16 protein-coding genes are annotated in these 15,586 nt (G+C 57.8%); 11 read left to right on the top strand and 5 right to left on the bottom strand.

The window, feature by feature from the left end:
• Positions 1 to 37: 37 nt before the first annotated feature.
• From guaB to EH31_RS02710, 4 genes are all read left to right on the top strand, one after another.
• Entirely contained in the window at positions 38 to 1,498 is a 1,461-nt protein-coding gene (guaB, locus tag EH31_RS02725) for an IMP dehydrogenase (protein WP_034957930.1), read from the top strand.
• Positions 1,499 to 1,507: 9 nt separating this feature from the next.
• Complete coding sequence (locus tag EH31_RS02720; protein WP_152553431.1) at positions 1,508 to 1,768, top strand: hypothetical protein; 261 nt, start codon at positions 1,508 to 1,510, stop codon at positions 1,766 to 1,768.
• Positions 1,765 to 2,943, top strand: a complete 1,179-nt coding sequence (locus tag EH31_RS02715) for an RsmB/NOP family class I SAM-dependent RNA methyltransferase (protein WP_034957927.1) — start codon at positions 1,765 to 1,767, stop codon at positions 2,941 to 2,943. Before EH31_RS02720 ends, EH31_RS02715 begins: the two co-directional genes overlap by 4 nt.
• 77 nt (positions 2,944 to 3,020) lie before the next feature.
• Positions 3,021 to 3,527 (top strand): tetratricopeptide repeat protein, encoded by a 507-nt coding sequence (locus EH31_RS02710; protein ID WP_241765806.1) that lies wholly within the window; start codon positions 3,021 to 3,023, stop codon positions 3,525 to 3,527.
• Here the strand turns inward: EH31_RS02710 and EH31_RS02705 are convergent, their stop codons facing one another.
• Both EH31_RS02705 and EH31_RS02700 read right to left on the bottom strand, forming a co-directional pair.
• A complete protein-coding gene (locus EH31_RS02705; RefSeq protein ID WP_034957922.1) occupies positions 3,528 to 4,001 on the bottom strand; it encodes an RNA pyrophosphohydrolase in 474 nt (157 codons plus the stop codon). It abuts the gene before it with no gap.
• 1 nt (position 4,002) lies between these two features.
• Positions 4,003 to 4,947, bottom strand: coding sequence for an alpha/beta hydrolase (locus EH31_RS02700; RefSeq protein ID WP_034957919.1), 945 nt, complete (start codon positions 4,945 to 4,947; stop codon positions 4,003 to 4,005).
• A 75-nt stretch (positions 4,948 to 5,022) separates the two neighbouring features.
• Here EH31_RS02700 and EH31_RS02695 point away from each other — a divergent pair, with 75 nt between their 5' ends.
• The 4 genes from EH31_RS02695 to EH31_RS02680 all read left to right on the top strand — a co-directional run bounded on the left by EH31_RS02695 (position 5,023) and on the right by EH31_RS02680 (position 10,001).
• Positions 5,023 to 5,985 carry a metal-dependent hydrolase gene (locus EH31_RS02695; RefSeq protein ID WP_034957917.1) on the top strand — a complete coding sequence of 321 codons (963 nt, stop codon included), beginning with the start codon at positions 5,023 to 5,025 and terminating at the stop codon, positions 5,983 to 5,985.
• Positions 5,986 to 6,080: 95 nt separating this feature from the next.
• Positions 6,081 to 7,475 (top strand): cryptochrome/photolyase family protein, encoded by a 1,395-nt coding sequence (locus EH31_RS02690; RefSeq protein ID WP_034957915.1) that lies wholly within the window; start codon positions 6,081 to 6,083, stop codon positions 7,473 to 7,475.
• Positions 7,476 to 7,558: 83 nt separating this feature from the next.
• Positions 7,559 to 8,782: a serine hydrolase domain-containing protein gene (locus tag EH31_RS02685; RefSeq protein WP_034958837.1), complete on the top strand. Its 1,224-nt coding sequence runs from the start codon at positions 7,559 to 7,561 to the stop codon at positions 8,780 to 8,782.
• Between the two features lie 28 nt (positions 8,783 to 8,810).
• Complete coding sequence (locus EH31_RS02680) at positions 8,811 to 10,001, top strand: serine hydrolase domain-containing protein (RefSeq protein ID WP_034957911.1); 1,191 nt, start codon at positions 8,811 to 8,813, stop codon at positions 9,999 to 10,001.
• A gap of 15 nt (positions 10,002 to 10,016) precedes the next feature.
• Here EH31_RS02680 and EH31_RS02675 read toward each other — a convergent pair whose 3' ends face one another.
• From EH31_RS02675 to purF, 3 genes are all read right to left on the bottom strand, one after another.
• Positions 10,017 to 10,364, bottom strand: a complete 348-nt coding sequence (locus tag EH31_RS02675; RefSeq protein WP_034957909.1) for a PilZ domain-containing protein — start codon at positions 10,362 to 10,364, stop codon at positions 10,017 to 10,019.
• A 128-nt stretch (positions 10,365 to 10,492) separates the two neighbouring features.
• The gene (locus EH31_RS02670; protein WP_034957907.1) at positions 10,493 to 11,206 is read right to left on the bottom strand and encodes an SDR family NAD(P)-dependent oxidoreductase; all 714 of its coding nucleotides are present in this window, start codon (positions 11,204 to 11,206) and stop codon (positions 10,493 to 10,495) included.
• A 12-nt stretch (positions 11,207 to 11,218) separates the two neighbouring features.
• Positions 11,219 to 12,736 carry an amidophosphoribosyltransferase gene (gene purF, locus EH31_RS02665; protein WP_034958836.1) on the bottom strand — a complete coding sequence of 506 codons (1,518 nt, stop codon included), beginning with the start codon at positions 12,734 to 12,736 and terminating at the stop codon, positions 11,219 to 11,221.
• Between the two features lie 281 nt (positions 12,737 to 13,017).
• Here purF and EH31_RS02660 point away from each other — a divergent pair, with 281 nt between their 5' ends.
• The 3 genes from EH31_RS02660 to EH31_RS02650 all read left to right on the top strand — a co-directional run bounded on the left by EH31_RS02660 (position 13,018) and on the right by EH31_RS02650 (position 15,520).
• Positions 13,018 to 14,256, top strand: a complete 1,239-nt coding sequence (locus EH31_RS02660; RefSeq protein ID WP_034957904.1) for a lipoprotein-releasing ABC transporter permease subunit — start codon at positions 13,018 to 13,020, stop codon at positions 14,254 to 14,256.
• Entirely contained in the window at positions 14,249 to 14,923 is a 675-nt protein-coding gene (locus EH31_RS02655) for an ABC transporter ATP-binding protein (RefSeq protein ID WP_034957901.1), read from the top strand. The genes EH31_RS02660 and EH31_RS02655 overlap by 8 nt, the downstream gene beginning before the upstream one ends.
• Before the next feature lie 117 nt (positions 14,924 to 15,040).
• Positions 15,041 to 15,520 (top strand): glutathione peroxidase, encoded by a 480-nt coding sequence (locus tag EH31_RS02650; RefSeq protein WP_034957899.1) that lies wholly within the window; start codon positions 15,041 to 15,043, stop codon positions 15,518 to 15,520.
• Positions 15,521 to 15,586 lie beyond the last annotated feature (66 nt).

The raw sequence follows: 15,586 nt of genomic DNA, 5'->3' as shown, positions 1-15,586 counted from the left end.
CTGCACGATTCGCTCTTGCCATAGAAAGCTGACCCACGTGCACACCCAAATCCCTCTTGGCCTTACTTTTGATGATGTCCTGCTTCGTCCTGCGGAAAGCAATGTTCTGCCGAGCATGGCGAAAACGCATACGAAGCTGACGCGAGATATTGCGCTCAATATCCCGGTCCTGTCGTCTGCTATGGATACAGTGACAGAGGCCGATATGGGCATCGTCATGGCGCAATTGGGCGGCATTGGCGTGCTTCACCGCAATTTGACCGTAGAAGAGCAAGTCGCCGCCGTTCGCGTGGTGAAGCGCTTCGAAAGCGGAATGGTGGTGAACCCGATCACGATCAGCCCAGACGCAGTTCTCGGCGATGCGCAAGCACTGATGGACTTGCACAAGATCAGCGGCATTCCGGTTACAGATAATGCTGGCAAGCTTGTCGGCATTCTCACCAACCGCGATGTGCGCTTTGCGGAAAACCCCGCTCAGCCCGTGCGCGAGTTGATGACGACCGAGAATTTGGCGACCGTGCCGCTTGGCACAGGGCAGGAAGACGCACGCAGGCTCCTTCACCAACGCCGGATTGAAAAGCTGCTGGTCGTCGATGATGATTACAAGTGTATCGGTCTTATCACGGTCAAAGACATCGAAAAGGCCGTGACCTATCCCGATGCCACCAAAGACTCCGCAGGCCGCCTTCGCGTCGCAGCGGCGAGCACCGTTGGTGACAAGGGTTTTGAGCGCTCTGCCGCGCTTGTTGATGCCGAAGTCGATGTCGTCGTGATCGATACAGCGCACGGCCACAACAAGGATGTGGGCCGCGCGGTTGAGCGTGTGAAAGCGCTCTCCAATTCGGTTCAGGTGATCGCGGGCAATGTCGCCACCGCAGAGGCAACGCGCGCCTTGATTGATGCAGGCGCAGATGCGGTGAAGGTCGGAATTGGTCCGGGCTCCATCTGCACCACCCGCGTGGTCGCAGGGGTCGGCGTGCCGCAATTGACCGCCATTATGGAAAGCGCGGAAGAAGCGGCCAAGTCCGGTGTTCCCGTGATCGCAGACGGCGGGCTTCGCACGTCGGGCGATGCGGCAAAGGCATTGGCTGCTGGCGCTTCCAGCGTGATGGTCGGCTCCATGTTGGCCGGCACCGCCGAAAGCCCGGGCGAAGTGTTCCTTTATCAAGGTCGTTCATACAAAGCATATCGCGGCATGGGCAGTGTCGGCGCAATGGCGCGCGGCTCGGCTGATCGCTATTTCCAGCAAGACGTCTCGGCGCTTAAACTGGTGCCTGAAGGGATTGAGGGACAGGTTCCGTTCAAGGGTCCAGCAGCAGACGTCATCCACCAATTGGTGGGCGGGGTAAAAGCGGCTATGGGCTACACTGGCTCCGAAACAATCGCCGACCTGCAAAAACGCGCGCAATTTGTTCGCATCACCAATGCCGGGCTTTCCGAAAGCCACGTCCATGATGTCGCGATCACCCGCGAAGCCCCGAATTATCCAACGCGTTAGGAGGCTGCCATGCTCATAGAGTTTATTCCAGTAATGTTGTTCCTGATTGGCATCCATCCAGACCGTCCCGGCGATGTAGAGCTTGTGCGTCATGCCGCTCTTTATGCTTCAATGGAAGATTGCGAGGCTGACGGTGCGAAGCTCGCTGCTCAAAGAACGGAGACACAAAGCGAGTCGAGCGGTGTACAATATACAGCGCGATGCATTGTCTTCCCGGATCGCGAGGAATATAGCGAACTTCTCAAACGCACCCATCCCGCCCTCAAATGACCCCTGCAGCACGCGTCCAGGCAGCGATTGAGCTGCTCGACCAGATCATTGAAGGCGCAAATTCCAAAGGCGCGCCTGCCGATCGTTTGATATCGGCCTATTTCAAAACGCGCCGTTACGCAGGGTCCAAAGACCGGCGGGCGGTGCGTGATCTTGTGTATCAGGCCATTCGGCTTTGCGGCGAAGTGCCGCATGACGGGCGCTCTGCGATGTTGGCGGTTGCAACTCAGGATGAAAATCTTGTGCCGTTGTTCGATGGGTCAGATCATGGCCCCGCAAAGATTGGCGACGGCGAAATGGCGGCGTTCATCGGCGTGGCACCAGAATGGCTGGAAAAGAAGCTCACCGATTCAGGCATCACCGGCGATGAGGCAGAGGCGCTGCTTGGCCGCGCATCGCTCGATATTCGGGTGAACACGCTTAAAGCGTCGCGTGAGGACCTTGAACTGCCCGAAGAGGGCGAAGTCTTGGCAGCGCCAAATGCCTTGCGCTTTCCAAACGGCACACAGGTCGAACAATGGCCGCAATATCGCGACGGTCTCATCGAAATACAGGACCACGCCAGCCAATGGGTGTGCGAGGCGATGGACGTGCAGGCAGGCGAAACCATCATCGACCTTTGTGCTGGTGCCGGGGGCAAGACCCTCGCTCTAGCGGCTAAGCTGGGCAATGCTGCAAGCCTTGTGGCGTGCGATACGGACAAACGGCGTCTGGGCAATTTGGCACCCCGCGCTGAGCGTGCTGGCGCTCAGATTGACCACACGGTCCTCCTCAATCCGGGTGAAGAACGCGATGCTCTCGCCCCTTGGATCGGAAAAGCGGACCGGGTGCTGATTGATGCGCCGTGTTCTGGCAGCGGCACTTGGCGGCGTAGCCCCGAAGGGCGCTGGCGGCTCGATAGGAAAGAACTGACGCGGCTTACCAAGCTGCAGGACCATGTGCTGGATTTGGGCGCGGAGCTGGTGCGGCCTGGTGGCACTTTGACCTTTGTCACCTGCTCTGTGCTCGATGACGAAGGGCCAGCGCGGATTGGTTCATTCCTTTCTCGCCACGAGGGATGGAGTGCGACCGCGCTCGACCTTCCGCTTGGTCGTAAACGCGGTGAAGGAAAGCGTCTCACACCGTTTCACGACGGCACGGATGGATTTTTTGTCGCCAACCTGCATTTGCGATGATAGCAATATAGGTCATGGCTAAGCCATCATCTTTCCCGGCTGGTATATCTTCGCCTGCCAACCTCAAGGAGCTGTTCATGCGTTTTGCGCCCGTTGCCGCTGCCCTATCACTGTTTCTTGCTACCACCGCGAGCGTGACGAGCGCCAGCGACAGGGCTCCTGATCCGCGTGCAGCGCAATTGATTGCACTTGGTCAGACGGCTCTGGAAAATGGCGACACACAAGGCGCGATTGACGCGTTCGAGTCCGCTTTTGCAGTCGATCCATCTTACACCCCCATCTTTCTGCAACTCGCAGAAGCCGCGCGTCAGGACGGGTTGCAGGGCAAAGCCATCGCCTATTACCGCGAGGCGTTGCAACGCGACCCTGACAACTTCGCCGCAATCTCAGGCGAGGGCGAGGCATTGGTGGAACGCGGCGCGGTTGAAAAAGCGCAGCGCAATTTGTCGAGGCTTGAAAGCCTTTGCGGGTCATCCTGCCCTGAAACAATGGCCTTGCAGCAACGCATTGCCGCAGGCCCGCCAGCGCGTCTTGCGGTGGAGACTATGGGCGATAGTGGCGATGAAAGCGCTGTTACGAACTGATCAGATCAGCGGCGCGAATTCGGCGACAAGCTCTTCATAAACGGCGCGTTTGAACGGGATGATGAGCTCAGGCAGCTCGTGCACGCCCACCCATCGGAATGACTGAAACTCTGCCGGATCGTGCGCGGCGAGGTTGATGTCTGCATCTTGCCCCAGAAACCGGCCAAGATACCAATGCTGTTCCTGCCCGCGATATTTGCCCTTCCAAATGCGGCCCAATAGCTCTGGCGGAAGGTCATATTTGAATGTTCTGGACGCAGGCGCGACGATTTCGACCATATCGGGGCCTACCCCTGTCTCCTCCTGCAATTCGCGCACAGCGGCAGTTTGCGGGTCTTCGCCCGGATCAATGCCCCCTTGCGGCATTTGCCAGAACCCATGCGCGCGTTTGTCGATGCGCTCACCTACGAAGACGCGCCGCTCGGCGTTGACCAGCATAAAACCTGCGCAGGGTCTGTAGGGAAGGTCGGTCATTTCAGGCAGTCCCCAACATCATCTTCATTGCGGCAATAATCCGCTCAAGGTCGCCTTGTGTGCTGGGCACGGCGGCGCGAATATTGGTGAAAGAATGGGTGACCCCTTCCATTTCGAGATAGACCACATCGCGGCCCGCCTCGACCAGCGCTTTCGCATAATCGCGCCCGGAATCGCGGATCGGATCAAGGCTGGCGGTGGCGACAATGGTGGGAGGCGCGGCAGTGTGATCGCCAAGGATCGGAAAACCGCGAGGATCGGCGCGATCTGCCTTGTAGGCTGTATCAAAAAATTCGATCGACGCTTTGGTAAGGACAAAGCCTTCGGCAAAGGCTTCAAGACTGGCCGAGCCCACCGCATCGCTTGCGAGCGGGAAGATCGGGACTTGCAGGACCACGGGGACGTCGGCGGGCTTTGCGCCGAGCAGCTGGCTCACCACGATGGTCGCATTTCCGCCTGCGCTGTCGCCGATGGGAATGACGCCCGACGCCGTGCGCCCAAGCTCGGAAGGTGATGAGGCAACCCAGCGCGTGGCCGCTTCGCAATCTTCAATCGCAGCGGGGAAGGGGTGTTCGGGGGCAAGGCGGTAATCGACTGCGACCACCGGCAGGTCCATCAATGCGGCGATTTCGGTGCAGAGATTATGGTGCGTATCAAGGTCGCCGATCACAAAGCCGCCGCCGTGATAGAAGGTAATGACAGGGCCGGCCTCGCGGCTCTCTCGCGCATCGTATAGGCGAAGCGGTATGTCGCCCGCAGGACCCGGACAGCTAAGATTGCGGATCACCGCCAATTCGCGCGCCGGTCGGTCAGCCATACCGTGCAACGCGACGTAAGATGCGCGCGCTTCTTCCAATGTCATCTCAGCCAAAGTGGGGCCAGCCATTGCGGCAATCGCCTCCAAAAAGGCTTTCATATCCGGGCGGATGAAGGGTGTGTCGGTCATTTTCTGTGTCTTTCCCGCTTCGTCTTTGACTTTGCCTATGCACCATCGCTAATCGCCCGCAAATGGAAAACGCAAATGGATAACCTGACGCACAGCCTTGTCGGCGCAGTTATGGGTCAAGCGGGCCTTAAGCGGAAAACCGGGCTTGCGATGCCTGCTCTGATTATCGGGGCAAATCTGCCTGATGTTGATGCGGCGTGTTTCTTCTGGCTGGAGGGGACAGAGCATCTGGGGTTCCGGCGCGGGATCACGCATGGGCCGCCCGCCTTGGTGATATTGCCGCTGATATTGGCGGGGTTGCTGTGGGGTTTTGACCGTTGGCAGGCCAAGCGTGGCATGCGGCCCGAAAAGCGCGTGACAGTCCATTTTGGCTGGCTCTATGCGCTCAGTTTCCTTGGCGCGCTCAGCCATCCGCTGCTTGACTGGATGAATGTCTATGGCGTCCGGTTCTGGGAGCCGTTTGCCCCGACATGGGCATATGGCGATACATTGTTCATTGTCGATGTGTGGCTTTGGGCGCTTTTGATCGTCTCGGTGTGGTGGGGCTACGCCAAAGAGAAATCTGGCGGTAACCAGCGCCCGATTGCGCGCGGCGCGATTGCGATCATGCTTGGCTATATTGCGCTCAACTGGACGATCACCTGGATGGCGTACCAGAACAAGGGCGTCACGGCAGAACCCTATCCCGAACAGTTCATTGCCTCACCACAGCCTGTGCTCTCTCTTGGCCGCGAGCGAATCGCAAGGTTGTACGACGGCCGCTGGGTCTCAAGCACATGGGAAGGTGAGGACGCAGGTTACGGCTATCGCCATTCAGCCGAAACCCAGTGCCTGCTGCCTGACCTGTCTGAACAGAGCCGCGACAATTCGCAGCTTGACGCCTTTCTTTTCTGGTCACGGGCACCCTTTGGTACGCGGGCTAAGGATGGGTCATTGGTGCTCCATGATGCGCGTTTTTACGACCCGCGTGCGCGCGAACGTTTCTCTCTTGCACTGCCAGATGTGAAATGTGAGCCATTGCCCCATTCGTCATCCTGAACTCGTTTCAGGATGACTGTTCGCCCCCCTACCGGTGATGCCCTTTTTTTGACGGTCATGCTGAAACAAGTTCAGCATGACGGCGTTGGTAGGACATGAGTGAAACACAAATCGTATGGCTGCGGCGCGACCTGCGCATGGCCGACAATCCCGCCCTTTATGAAGCCGCCAAGCGAGGCCCGGTTGTTGCGGTCTATGTGCTCGATGACGATCGTGCCAGCACCCACGCATATGGCGGGGCATCACGCTGGTGGTTGCATCATTCGCTTGAAGCCTTGCAAAACAGTTTTGCCAGCCGCCATGCTAAGATCGTCCTTCGGCGCGGCGATGCGGTCGAGCATCTGCTGCAAATTGCTGAGGAAACTGGCGCAAAGACCATTCATGCGAACCGCCATTTTGAACCATGGTGGCGCAATGCGGAAAAAACGCTTGGCGAGAAGATTGACCTTGAGCGCTATGACGATGCCAACTTCTTGACGGTCATGGGCTCGATCAAGACGGGCACGGGCGGGCAGTATAAGATTTACACCCCCTTTAGCCGCGCTGTGCGTTCGCAGTATCCACCGCGTGATGAATTGCCTGAACCCGAAACGCTGTCCTCCCCTGAAACCTATCCCGAAAGCGATGACATTGCAGACTGGAAGCTTCTCCCCAGCAAGCCCGACTGGGCAGCGGGGATGCGCGATTTCTGGAAAGTGGGCGAGGCTGCCGCGCATGAGCGCCTCGAGTGGTGGGAGACCCACGTCGACGACTATGACGACAAGCGAAATTTCCCCTCGGTCGAAAAGACTTCGCGCCTCTCCCCGCACTTACATTTTGGCGAGATTACCCCGGTGCAAATCTGGCATCACTTCAAACACAAGCGCTCAAAAGGGTGGGACACCTACGAAAGCGAGCTGATCTGGCGCGATTATGCGCAGAACACCGTGGCGCAGTTCCCGCTTTATGCACGCGACAATTACCGTGAGGATTTCGACAAGATCAAATGGCGCGATCCGGAAACGGATGAAAAGGCTGCGAAAGACCTCAAGAAATGGCAGCAGGGCCGCACGGGCTATCCAATCGTGGATGCTGGCATGCGCGAGCTGTGGCAGACGGGATGGATGCACAACCGGGTGCGGATGATCACGGCAAGCTTTCTTATCAAGCACCTGTTGATCGATTGGCGGCACGGGGAACAATGGTTCTGGGACACGTTGGTCGATGCCGATTACGCCTCGAACGCTACAAACTGGCAATGGACCGCGGGCACGGGCGTCGATTCCAACATGTTTGTGCGCATAATGGCCCCGCTTTCCCAGTCGGAGAAATTCGACAGTGCAGCCTATATCCGCAAATATGTGCCAGAGCTCGCCGGGCTTGATGAGCCATATATCCACGACCCGGAAGAATTCGGGCGTCTTCCCAAGGCCTATCCTCCCAAGATGATCGCCCATAAAGAAGCGCGCGAACGGGCCTTGGCTGCCTATAAAGCGATGAAGGACGATTAGGGGAGAGGCCCGCTTGGGGCTCTTGCTTGTCCTTTTGCCCTAAGCCTATGAAGGCTTGGGAGTTTGAGAGGACAAAAAGCACCATGAGAAAAGCGATATTCATCGTCCTTGCACTGTTGGTGCTGGGCGCATCGGTGGTGTGGTTCTCGTTCGATAAGGACGCGCGCGACTTTCTTGCGAAGGGTCAGACGAGCCCTGATGTCCTGTTCTGGTCAGTTGATGAACGCGACGCAGGTTTTCGCGTGCTCGACGCATTTCCCTTTCTTGCCGGATCACGCACGATTGAGGCAGGCGATGAGCCTTTACCGCTTCCCCAAGGTGAGCCGGTCGATATCGGGGTCGATATTGCAAGATATATGGCCGATCAACGCGCCTCGGCTCTGGTCATTGTGCACGAAGGCAAGGTGGTCTTTGAAGACTATGGCCTCGATTTTTCGGCGGATGGCAAATGGACCAGCTTTTCCGTCGCGAAAAGCCTCACATCGACCCTTGTCGGGGCGGCGGTTGCAGATGGCTCGATCGCCTCGATTGATGATCCCGTGACCAAGTATATCGCCGACCTCAAAGGCTCCGCCTATGATGATGTCTCGGTCGCGCAATTGCTCACTATGACCAGCGGCGTTCAATGGAATGAGGATTACGGCGACCCCAATTCCGATGTCGCCAAGTTCAACAACCACACACCCGAAGGCGGGATGGACACCACGGTCAGCTATATGCGCTCGCTCCCGCGAGAGGCTCCTGCGGGGGAGAAGTGGGTTTATAAAACCGGCGAGACGAACCTCATTGGCATTTTGGTGAGTGAGGCGACGGGTAAGCCTTTGGCTGACTACCTCTCAGAGAAAATCTGGAAACCATTTGGAATGGGGGCTGATGCGACCTGGCTCCTTAACAATTCAGGCAATGAAATCAGCGGCTGCTGCATCCAGGCTGCCACGCGCGACATGGCGCGTTTCGGGCTGTTTATGCTGGGCGGCGGGCGGATCAATGGCGAGGCGGTTCTGCCCGAAGGCTGGATCGAAGCAGCCACCACGCAGCAGGCCGACATCGGGACACCTGGCGAGGGTTATGGCTATCAATGGTGGACCTATGATGATGGTTCATACGCGGCACAGGGCATTTTCGGGCAGGGCATCTTTATCGATCCCTCGCGCGATTTGGTGATTGCATCCAATGCCAATTGGCCTGAAGCAGTGCCGCAGAAACAGGCGGCCGCGCGGCTCGAATTCTATCGCGCGGTGCAACGCGCAATTGCGGTAGAAACCGATGCGGGCGCACCAGACAAAACAGGCGATGTCGCGCAATAGGGCGCACGCCGACGGGAGAGCGGGAACGATGAAGCGAATTTCAATGATGTTGGCAGGCGCGGCTGCTCTTGCGCTTGGCGGATGCAGCTATGGCGCAGCGGAAGGTTTTGACAGCGGGCCGGTTCCGCTGGCCTCGGTCGAGGACGTTGCGCCTCCCGCACGCGATCCGTCTGAACTGCAAGTGCTGTTCTGGAGCGATGAGGAGCGGTCAGCCCGCTTTCGTGAGATGGAAAACTGGTTCGCAGGCAAAGAAGTGCCAGCGTCGACCACCCCCAGAGAGCTTCCCGAGGGCGAGGCATTGCCTGCAGACCTTGCTGGAGAAATCAGGCGCGTTATGGCCGAGACCAATGCCGCAGGCGTGATGGTTTATCACAAGGGAGCGGTGCGGTTTGAAAGTTATGGTCTTGGCTTTGCCCCTGATCAGCGTTGGACCAGTTTTTCGGTCGCCAAGAGCTTTACCTCAACCTTGCTTGGCGCAGCAGTGCGCGATGGCTTTATCTCGAGCCTTGATGATCCCGTGACTGCCTATGTGCCCGGCCTTGCGGGCTCTGCCTATGAAGGCGTGAGCCTGCGCCAGATCGCGACCATGACCAGCGGCGTTGCCTGGAATGAGGATTACACCGATCCCAATAGCGACGTTGCCCGGATGAACAATTTCATCCTCGAATTCGGGGCCGAGGCAACCGTTGCCCAGATGCGCGCCCTTTCGCGCGAGGCGCCTGCGGGGGAAAAATGGTTATATAAGACGGGTGAGACAAACCTGATCGGTCTTGTCGTCGAGAACGCTGTTGGTCTTTCTCTCGCCGAATATGCACAAGAGAAAATTGTCGAGCCAGCGGGCCTCAAAGACGGCCTCTTCTGGATGGCAGATGCGCGTGGCGGGAGCATTGGCGGATGCTGCCTCTCGCTATCGCTCGGCGATTACACCCGTATGGGGATATTCGCTCTCGAAGGGGGCGGGGATAGCGTTCCCGAAGGCTGGTTTGCCGAGGCAGGCGACAGCCTTGTCGATTTTGGCGATACGGGCTTTGGCTATGGCTACCAATGGTGGACCTACCCGCAAGGATACGGCGCGCAGGGCATCTTTGGCCAGTCGATCACCATCATTCCTGAAAAACAGCTTGTCCTGACTGTGGTCAGCAATTGGTCAACCGCGACCAGCAACGCGCACCGCGCCGCATGGCGCGATGTCGCGGACAAGATTGCTGCATTGGATTGAAAAGCCGGGTTGCGATCAGATGATCGTGCGGCTCACACCGGTGCTGCTGTAACGCTGCAGAAGGTTGTCGTGCACGATAGGGCTGAGCAGCTCTTCGAACGCGACGCCGACCACGCAGTTTTCCCACCACACGACCTGGCCTTGGAGCGATTCGAGGCCGGGCAGGGTGAGCCAGCACATTTGTCCATCGTGCATCCGATTGATCGAGCTTGCCGAGAAGCCCGAAATCGACAGGTCCTGCACATTGGTTTGAAACGCGCGGCCGCCTGATGCCCGCAAAGTTGCAGGAATGATCAGCCGTGTGCGCGGGGAACAGCGGTCTTCTTGTGCTGCTGTCTGGTAACGAGTGCTTCCAGTAGGCATGGTCGCAAATACCTTCTTTTCATCAGTTTTTGGTCTCTGATGACGGCTGCGATGCCACAATTTTCCCTTAAGGAGAGTTTCGGTTTTTGGTTAACGCGCCGCTAAGGACGATTTGTGGAAGAGCGAGATCAGTCGACCCGTTCGCGGTAACCCGTTTCAAATCCATCACTTGCGAGCGCTACAATCCGCTCTGCCACAACGTCAGGCACTTTGAGCGTTTCGGGATTTTCGCCCGGATAGGCGCGCGCGCGCATCGCTGTGCGTGTGGCACCTGGATCAAGGATCGCAACGCGCAGTTCACTGAGCTTTTCGACCTCTGCTCCGTAGGTCAAAAGCAGATTGTCAAACGCAGCCTTCGTCGACCCATAAGCGCCCCAATATGGCCGCGGGTCCGCGCCAACGCTGCTGGTGAGGCCGATGATCTTGCCCGCCTTGGCACGGCGCAGCAGAGGGTCAAAACCCGCTAGCAAGGCTTGCGTTGCGACCACATTGGTCAGGATTGCGGTGTTGAACTGCTTGGGATCAATCTGGCTAAGTGGTGTGAGCTCTGGCAGGTAAGCTGCTGAAATCACCATCAGATCAATCGTGTCCCAGCGCCCCGCAATGGCTGCTGCTAAACGGCTGATGGCATCGGGTTCCATCAGGTCGACAGGCGCAATGGTCGAGGTTCCTCCGATGGCGTGGATCTGGTCTTCAACCGCCTCAAGCTCTTTCACTTTTCGCGCCGTGATAATCACATGTGCGCCAGCCTTAGCGAGGGCGATAGCGGTCGCAGCGCCAATGCCCCGGCTTGCACCAGTGACGAGCGCGGTTTGACCGGAAAGGGGTTTTGTATCTGTCATGTGTGGTGTGCCTTAGGCAGCTTTGGGATCAGCAAAAGGGAGCTCATCGCTGCCTTCCTTGGTCTTTGCAAGATCGGTCAGAGAGGTGGGGTAATCGCCCGTGAAACAGGCATCGCAAAACTGCGGGCACTTGCTGTCGCGCCCCTTTGCTCCCACCGCGCGGTAAAGGCCGTCGATGGAGATAAAAGCGAGGCTGTCTGCTTTGATAAACTCGCGCATCGGCTCCAGATCCATGCGCGCCGCCAGCAGTTTGGAGCGTTCTGGCGTATCGACACCATAGAAACAGGAATGCGCCGTTGGCGGGCTGGCAACGCGGAAGTGCACTTCGCTTGCGCCTGCGTCGCGCATCATCTGAACGATCTTGAGGCTGGTGGTGCCGCGCACGATGGAATCGTCGATCAGGACGATACGCTTGCCCTCGACCAGACCGCGATTGGCGTTGTGCTTGCGTTTCACGCTGGAATCGCGCGCCCCATCGCCCGGTTGGATAAAGGTCCGCCCGACATAGTGTGAGCGGATAATGCCAAGTTCGAACGGTACGCCCGATTCTTGCGCATAACCGATAGCCGCAGGGACGCCGCTGTCGGGAACGGGCACGATCAGATCGACATCGCAGGGCGCTTCGATTGCAAGTTCGCGGCCGATGGCTTTGCGCGCTTCATAGACGCTTTGACCGGCGAAAATGCTGTCAGGCCGGCTGAAATAGACGTGTTCGAAAATGCACGGGCGCGGTGCAGGGCTGCCAAAGGGGCGCATGCTTTCGACGTGGCCATCAAAGCCAACGGTCAGCATTTCGCCCGGCTCCACCTCGCGGATCATTTCCGCGCCAACCACGTCAAACGCCACGCTTTCACTGGCGAACAGGACGGATTCAGAACCATCGCTATTGGTCATCTTGCCCATCACAAGTGGGCGAATGCCCAAGGGATCGCGGCAAGCAATCATGCCGGTGGGTGTCATCACGATGAGAGCATAGGCGCCCTCTACCAGACGCAGCGCATCAATCAGGCGATCAGCGACCGTCGGATAACGCGATGTCGCGACCAGATGGATGATGACTTCGGTGTCCGATGTCGACTGGAAGATAGACCCCTTGCCAACAAGGTCTTTTCTCAGCGCCAGGGCGTTGGAAATATTGCCATTGTGCGCGATGGCAAAGCCTCCGCTCGCTAGCTCTGCGTAAAGCGGCTGAACATTGCGAAGGCCTGCGCCTCCGGTGGTCGAATAGCGCACATGGCCCGCTGCCATATTGCCGGGAAGCTCGTCAATCGCCTCTTGGGAGGAGAAGTTCTCCGCCACATGGCCAAGCCCGCGCCGCGAGATGAAATCCTTGCCGTCGAAACTGGTAATACCGGCCGCTTCTTGCCCGCGATGCTGGAGCGCATGAAGCCCGAGCGCGGTGGCAGCCGATGCTTTCTCAGCATTGATTGCGCCAAAAACGCCGCATTCCTCGCGCAGCTTATCGCCGTCTTCATCAAGGAAAGGATGTGTGAGATTTCCGTCGAACTGATCTGACCCGGTAAGTGCCATCGATTCCTCGCCCGCTGCCCCGACGTCTTGTGCCCGCCGCACTGAAGCCCGCCGATGGGGGCGTCAATGGCTGTGTTACGGTCCAATTACAACCCCAATGACAGGCAATATGCTAACCCACTCCACGAGTTTGTGCGTAATCGCCTAATTTGCCACCAAAGTAAGGCGTGCAGTCGACCTTTGAGATTACACACAGTTAGCGCGGCCTTGCACATTGTGCGCGCGCGGATGGCCGCTTAAAGCTCCCGTTCACCAAACAGGTTTCAAAGACGCCGACACTTATGCTCACCCCCTTCGAAAGAATGATCGCCAAGCGCTATTTATGGCCGGGCAAAGGCGAGGCGTTTATCGCGCTGGTCGCGGGGATTTCTGTGGGCGTCGTCATGCTGTCGGTCGCGATGCTGGTGCTCGTGATGAGCGTCATGGGCGGCTTTCGCAGCGAGATGCTGGACAAATTTGCCGGGCTGAACGGCCATGCCGTGATCCAGGCATATGGCGGCGAGCTTGACGATTGGGAGCGTGTGCTTGCCGATGTTCAGGCGACCGATGGGGTCATAAATGCATCGCCCCTGATTGAACAGCCTTTGATGGGTGCCTTCAATGGCCGAAGCAATGTAATCTTTGTGCGCGGCAATACTAACGAAGATATCGCCTCCATGAGCGATAAGGTCATTATGGGCGATATGGCCAGCGTTGTACCGGGCCGCGGCAAGGTAGCAATTGGCGTACAGTTAGCGACGAACCTTGGCATCCGGGTCGGGGACACGATCACTATTATCAATCCGCAAGGCCGCGCGACACCCTTTGGCACTTCGATCCGGCAGGTCGGTTATGAGGTGGGCGCGATCTTTGAAATCGGCCTTTATGATTTTGATGAAACTTTCGTCATCATGCCGATGTCCGATGCGCAAACGCTGCTTCTTCTGGGCGATAAGATCGGCCTGATCGAAGTGACGGTGACGGACCCCGATAACGTCGGCGATATTCTTGGCGGGATTGAAGAGCAGCTGACGGGCCGCGCCGTTATTGCCGACTGGAAAACGATCAACTCAACCTTGTTTGAGGCGCTTGAGGTTGAACGGGTCGCAATGTTCTTTGTGCTCAGCTTCATGGTGCTGGTTGCCTCGTTCAACATCCTCTCAAGCCTTGTGATGCTGGTGCGCGCCAAGACCCGCGATATCGCGATCATGCGCACCATGGGGGCATCGCGGCGGTCATTGCTCAAGATTTTTGTCACCACAGGCACGACCATTGGTTCTTTGGGCACGGTAGCAGGGCTGATCCTTGGCTTTGTCCTCCTCTATTTTCGCAACCCGATCGTTAACGGTATTGCAGCCGTTACAGGCGTTGAGATCTGGGACCCTCAGGTTCGGTTTCTCACGACTTTGCCGGTTCGGGTCGACCCATGGGAGATTGCCGGGATCGTTGCACTTGGCATTGGGCTTAGCTTCCTTGCAACGCTTTACCCCGCGCTAAAAGCGTCCAACACCGATCCGGTTCAGGTGCTGCGCTATGAGTAGTCCCATTGTCTCTTTACGCGGCCTGTGCCGCTCGTTTGAACAAGGGGGCATGCGCATTGATGTCCTGCGCGGTGTCGATCTCGACATTATGCCGGGCGAAATTGTCGCGCTTTTGGGCCCGTCTGGCTCTGGCAAGTCGACGATGCTGCAAGCTGTTGGCCTTCTGGAAGGCGGGTTTGAAGGGTCGATCCATATCGCAGGTGAGGCGGCCGAAAACCTCGCGTCAGACGGCCGGACCCGTGTGCGGCGTGAGCATTTGGGGTTTGTCTATCAATTCCACCATCTGCTGCCCGACTTTAATGCGACAGAGAATGTGGTGATGCCGCAAATGGTGGCGGGCACGCCCGAAGCAGAGGCAATCGCTCGCGCCGAGAGCCTGCTGACCAGCCTTGGTTTGGGTCACCGCCTGACCCACCGGCCAAGCCAGCTTTCCGGTGGTGAACAACAGCGTGTGGCCGTTGCAAGGGCGCTTGCAAACCGTCCCACGCTTGTTCTTGCCGATGAGCCGACGGGCAACCTTGACGAGGCGACTTCTGACGCCGTTCTTGGCCAATTTCTGGAGCTTGTCCGCGGGGAGGGCAGTGCCGCATTGGTGGCCACCCACAATGAACGCTTGGCCGCCCGCATGGACCGGGTGGTGCGCCTGCATGACGGCGTGCTCGAATAGGGCACCATGCGCATCGCTATATAAGCGGGGGTGAGGGCGGAGTGGACATCGCGACAACTTGAATTTGGTTAGCTCGCGACTACGTTTGCACATGATAATCGCTCGAAGGACACAGCCATGACCACTGTCGCTGATTTCACCGTCACCACCAATCGGGGCGAAACGCTCGATCTTGCGACCAAGAAGGGCAAAGTGCTGCTGGTGGTGAACACGGCGTCCAAATGCGGATTTACCCCGCAATATGATGGGCTTGAAGCGCTGTATCAGCAGTTCAAGGATCAGGATTTCGAGGTTCTCGGCTTCCCTTGCAACCAGTTCGGCGCGCAAGAACCGGGCAATGCCGATGAGATCGCTGAATTTTGCAAAGTGAACTTTGGCGTCACATTCCCATTGATGGCAAAGGTCGATGTAAACGGCGATGACGCATCGCCTTTGTTCGATTGGATGAAGTCGGAGAAAAAGGGTCTGATGGGCTCGACCTCGATCAAATGGAACTTCACCAAATTCCTGATCGACCGTGAGGGGAATGTGGTGAAACGCTATGGCCCGCAAGATGCGCCAAAGACCATCGTGAAGGATATCGAGAAGCTGCTTTAAACCTGTCCCATTTCGTCATCCTGAACTCGTTTCAGGATAACGCTTTCGGATCAGCGCCAAGCATCA

Origin of the sequence: Erythrobacter longus, assembly GCF_000715015.1 — a bacterium.
Classification (GTDB): domain Bacteria; phylum Pseudomonadota; class Alphaproteobacteria; order Sphingomonadales; family Sphingomonadaceae; genus Erythrobacter; species Erythrobacter longus.
Note: the sequence above shows the minus strand (reverse complement) of the source record. Positions and strands in the feature narration are given on the sequence as shown.

What these genes read in the sequence shown, in the direction of transcription:
- EH31_RS02670 (WP_034957907.1), bottom strand. Translation starts at nt 11,206, where the DNA reads ATGACAGATACAAAACCCCTTTCCGGTCAAACCGCGCTCGTCACTGGT.
- purF (WP_034958836.1), bottom strand. Translation starts at nt 12,736, where the DNA reads ATGGCACTTACCGGGTCAGATCAGTTCGACGGAAATCTCACACATCCT.
- EH31_RS02700 (WP_034957919.1), bottom strand. Translation starts at nt 4,947, where the DNA reads ATGACCGACACACCCTTCATCCGCCCGGATATGAAAGCCTTTTTGGAG.
- EH31_RS02680 (WP_034957911.1), top strand. Translation starts at nt 8,811, where the DNA reads ATGAAGCGAATTTCAATGATGTTGGCAGGCGCGGCTGCTCTTGCGCTT.
- EH31_RS02675 (WP_034957909.1), bottom strand. Translation starts at nt 10,364, where the DNA reads ATGCCTACTGGAAGCACTCGTTACCAGACAGCAGCACAAGAAGACCGC.
- EH31_RS02690 (WP_034957915.1), top strand. Translation starts at nt 6,081, where the DNA reads ATGAGTGAAACACAAATCGTATGGCTGCGGCGCGACCTGCGCATGGCC.
- EH31_RS02685 (WP_034958837.1), top strand. Translation starts at nt 7,559, where the DNA reads ATGAGAAAAGCGATATTCATCGTCCTTGCACTGTTGGTGCTGGGCGCA.
- EH31_RS02715 (WP_034957927.1), top strand. Translation starts at nt 1,765, where the DNA reads ATGACCCCTGCAGCACGCGTCCAGGCAGCGATTGAGCTGCTCGACCAG.
- EH31_RS02695 (WP_034957917.1), top strand. Translation starts at nt 5,023, where the DNA reads ATGGATAACCTGACGCACAGCCTTGTCGGCGCAGTTATGGGTCAAGCG.
- EH31_RS02705 (WP_034957922.1), bottom strand. Translation starts at nt 4,001, where the DNA reads ATGACCGACCTTCCCTACAGACCCTGCGCAGGTTTTATGCTGGTCAAC.
- EH31_RS02720 (WP_152553431.1), top strand. Translation starts at nt 1,508, where the DNA reads ATGCTCATAGAGTTTATTCCAGTAATGTTGTTCCTGATTGGCATCCAT.
- EH31_RS02650 (WP_034957899.1), top strand. Translation starts at nt 15,041, where the DNA reads ATGACCACTGTCGCTGATTTCACCGTCACCACCAATCGGGGCGAAACG.
- EH31_RS02660 (WP_034957904.1), top strand. Translation starts at nt 13,018, where the DNA reads ATGCTCACCCCCTTCGAAAGAATGATCGCCAAGCGCTATTTATGGCCG.
- EH31_RS02655 (WP_034957901.1), top strand. Translation starts at nt 14,249, where the DNA reads ATGAGTAGTCCCATTGTCTCTTTACGCGGCCTGTGCCGCTCGTTTGAA.
- EH31_RS02710 (WP_241765806.1), top strand. Translation starts at nt 3,021, where the DNA reads ATGCGTTTTGCGCCCGTTGCCGCTGCCCTATCACTGTTTCTTGCTACC.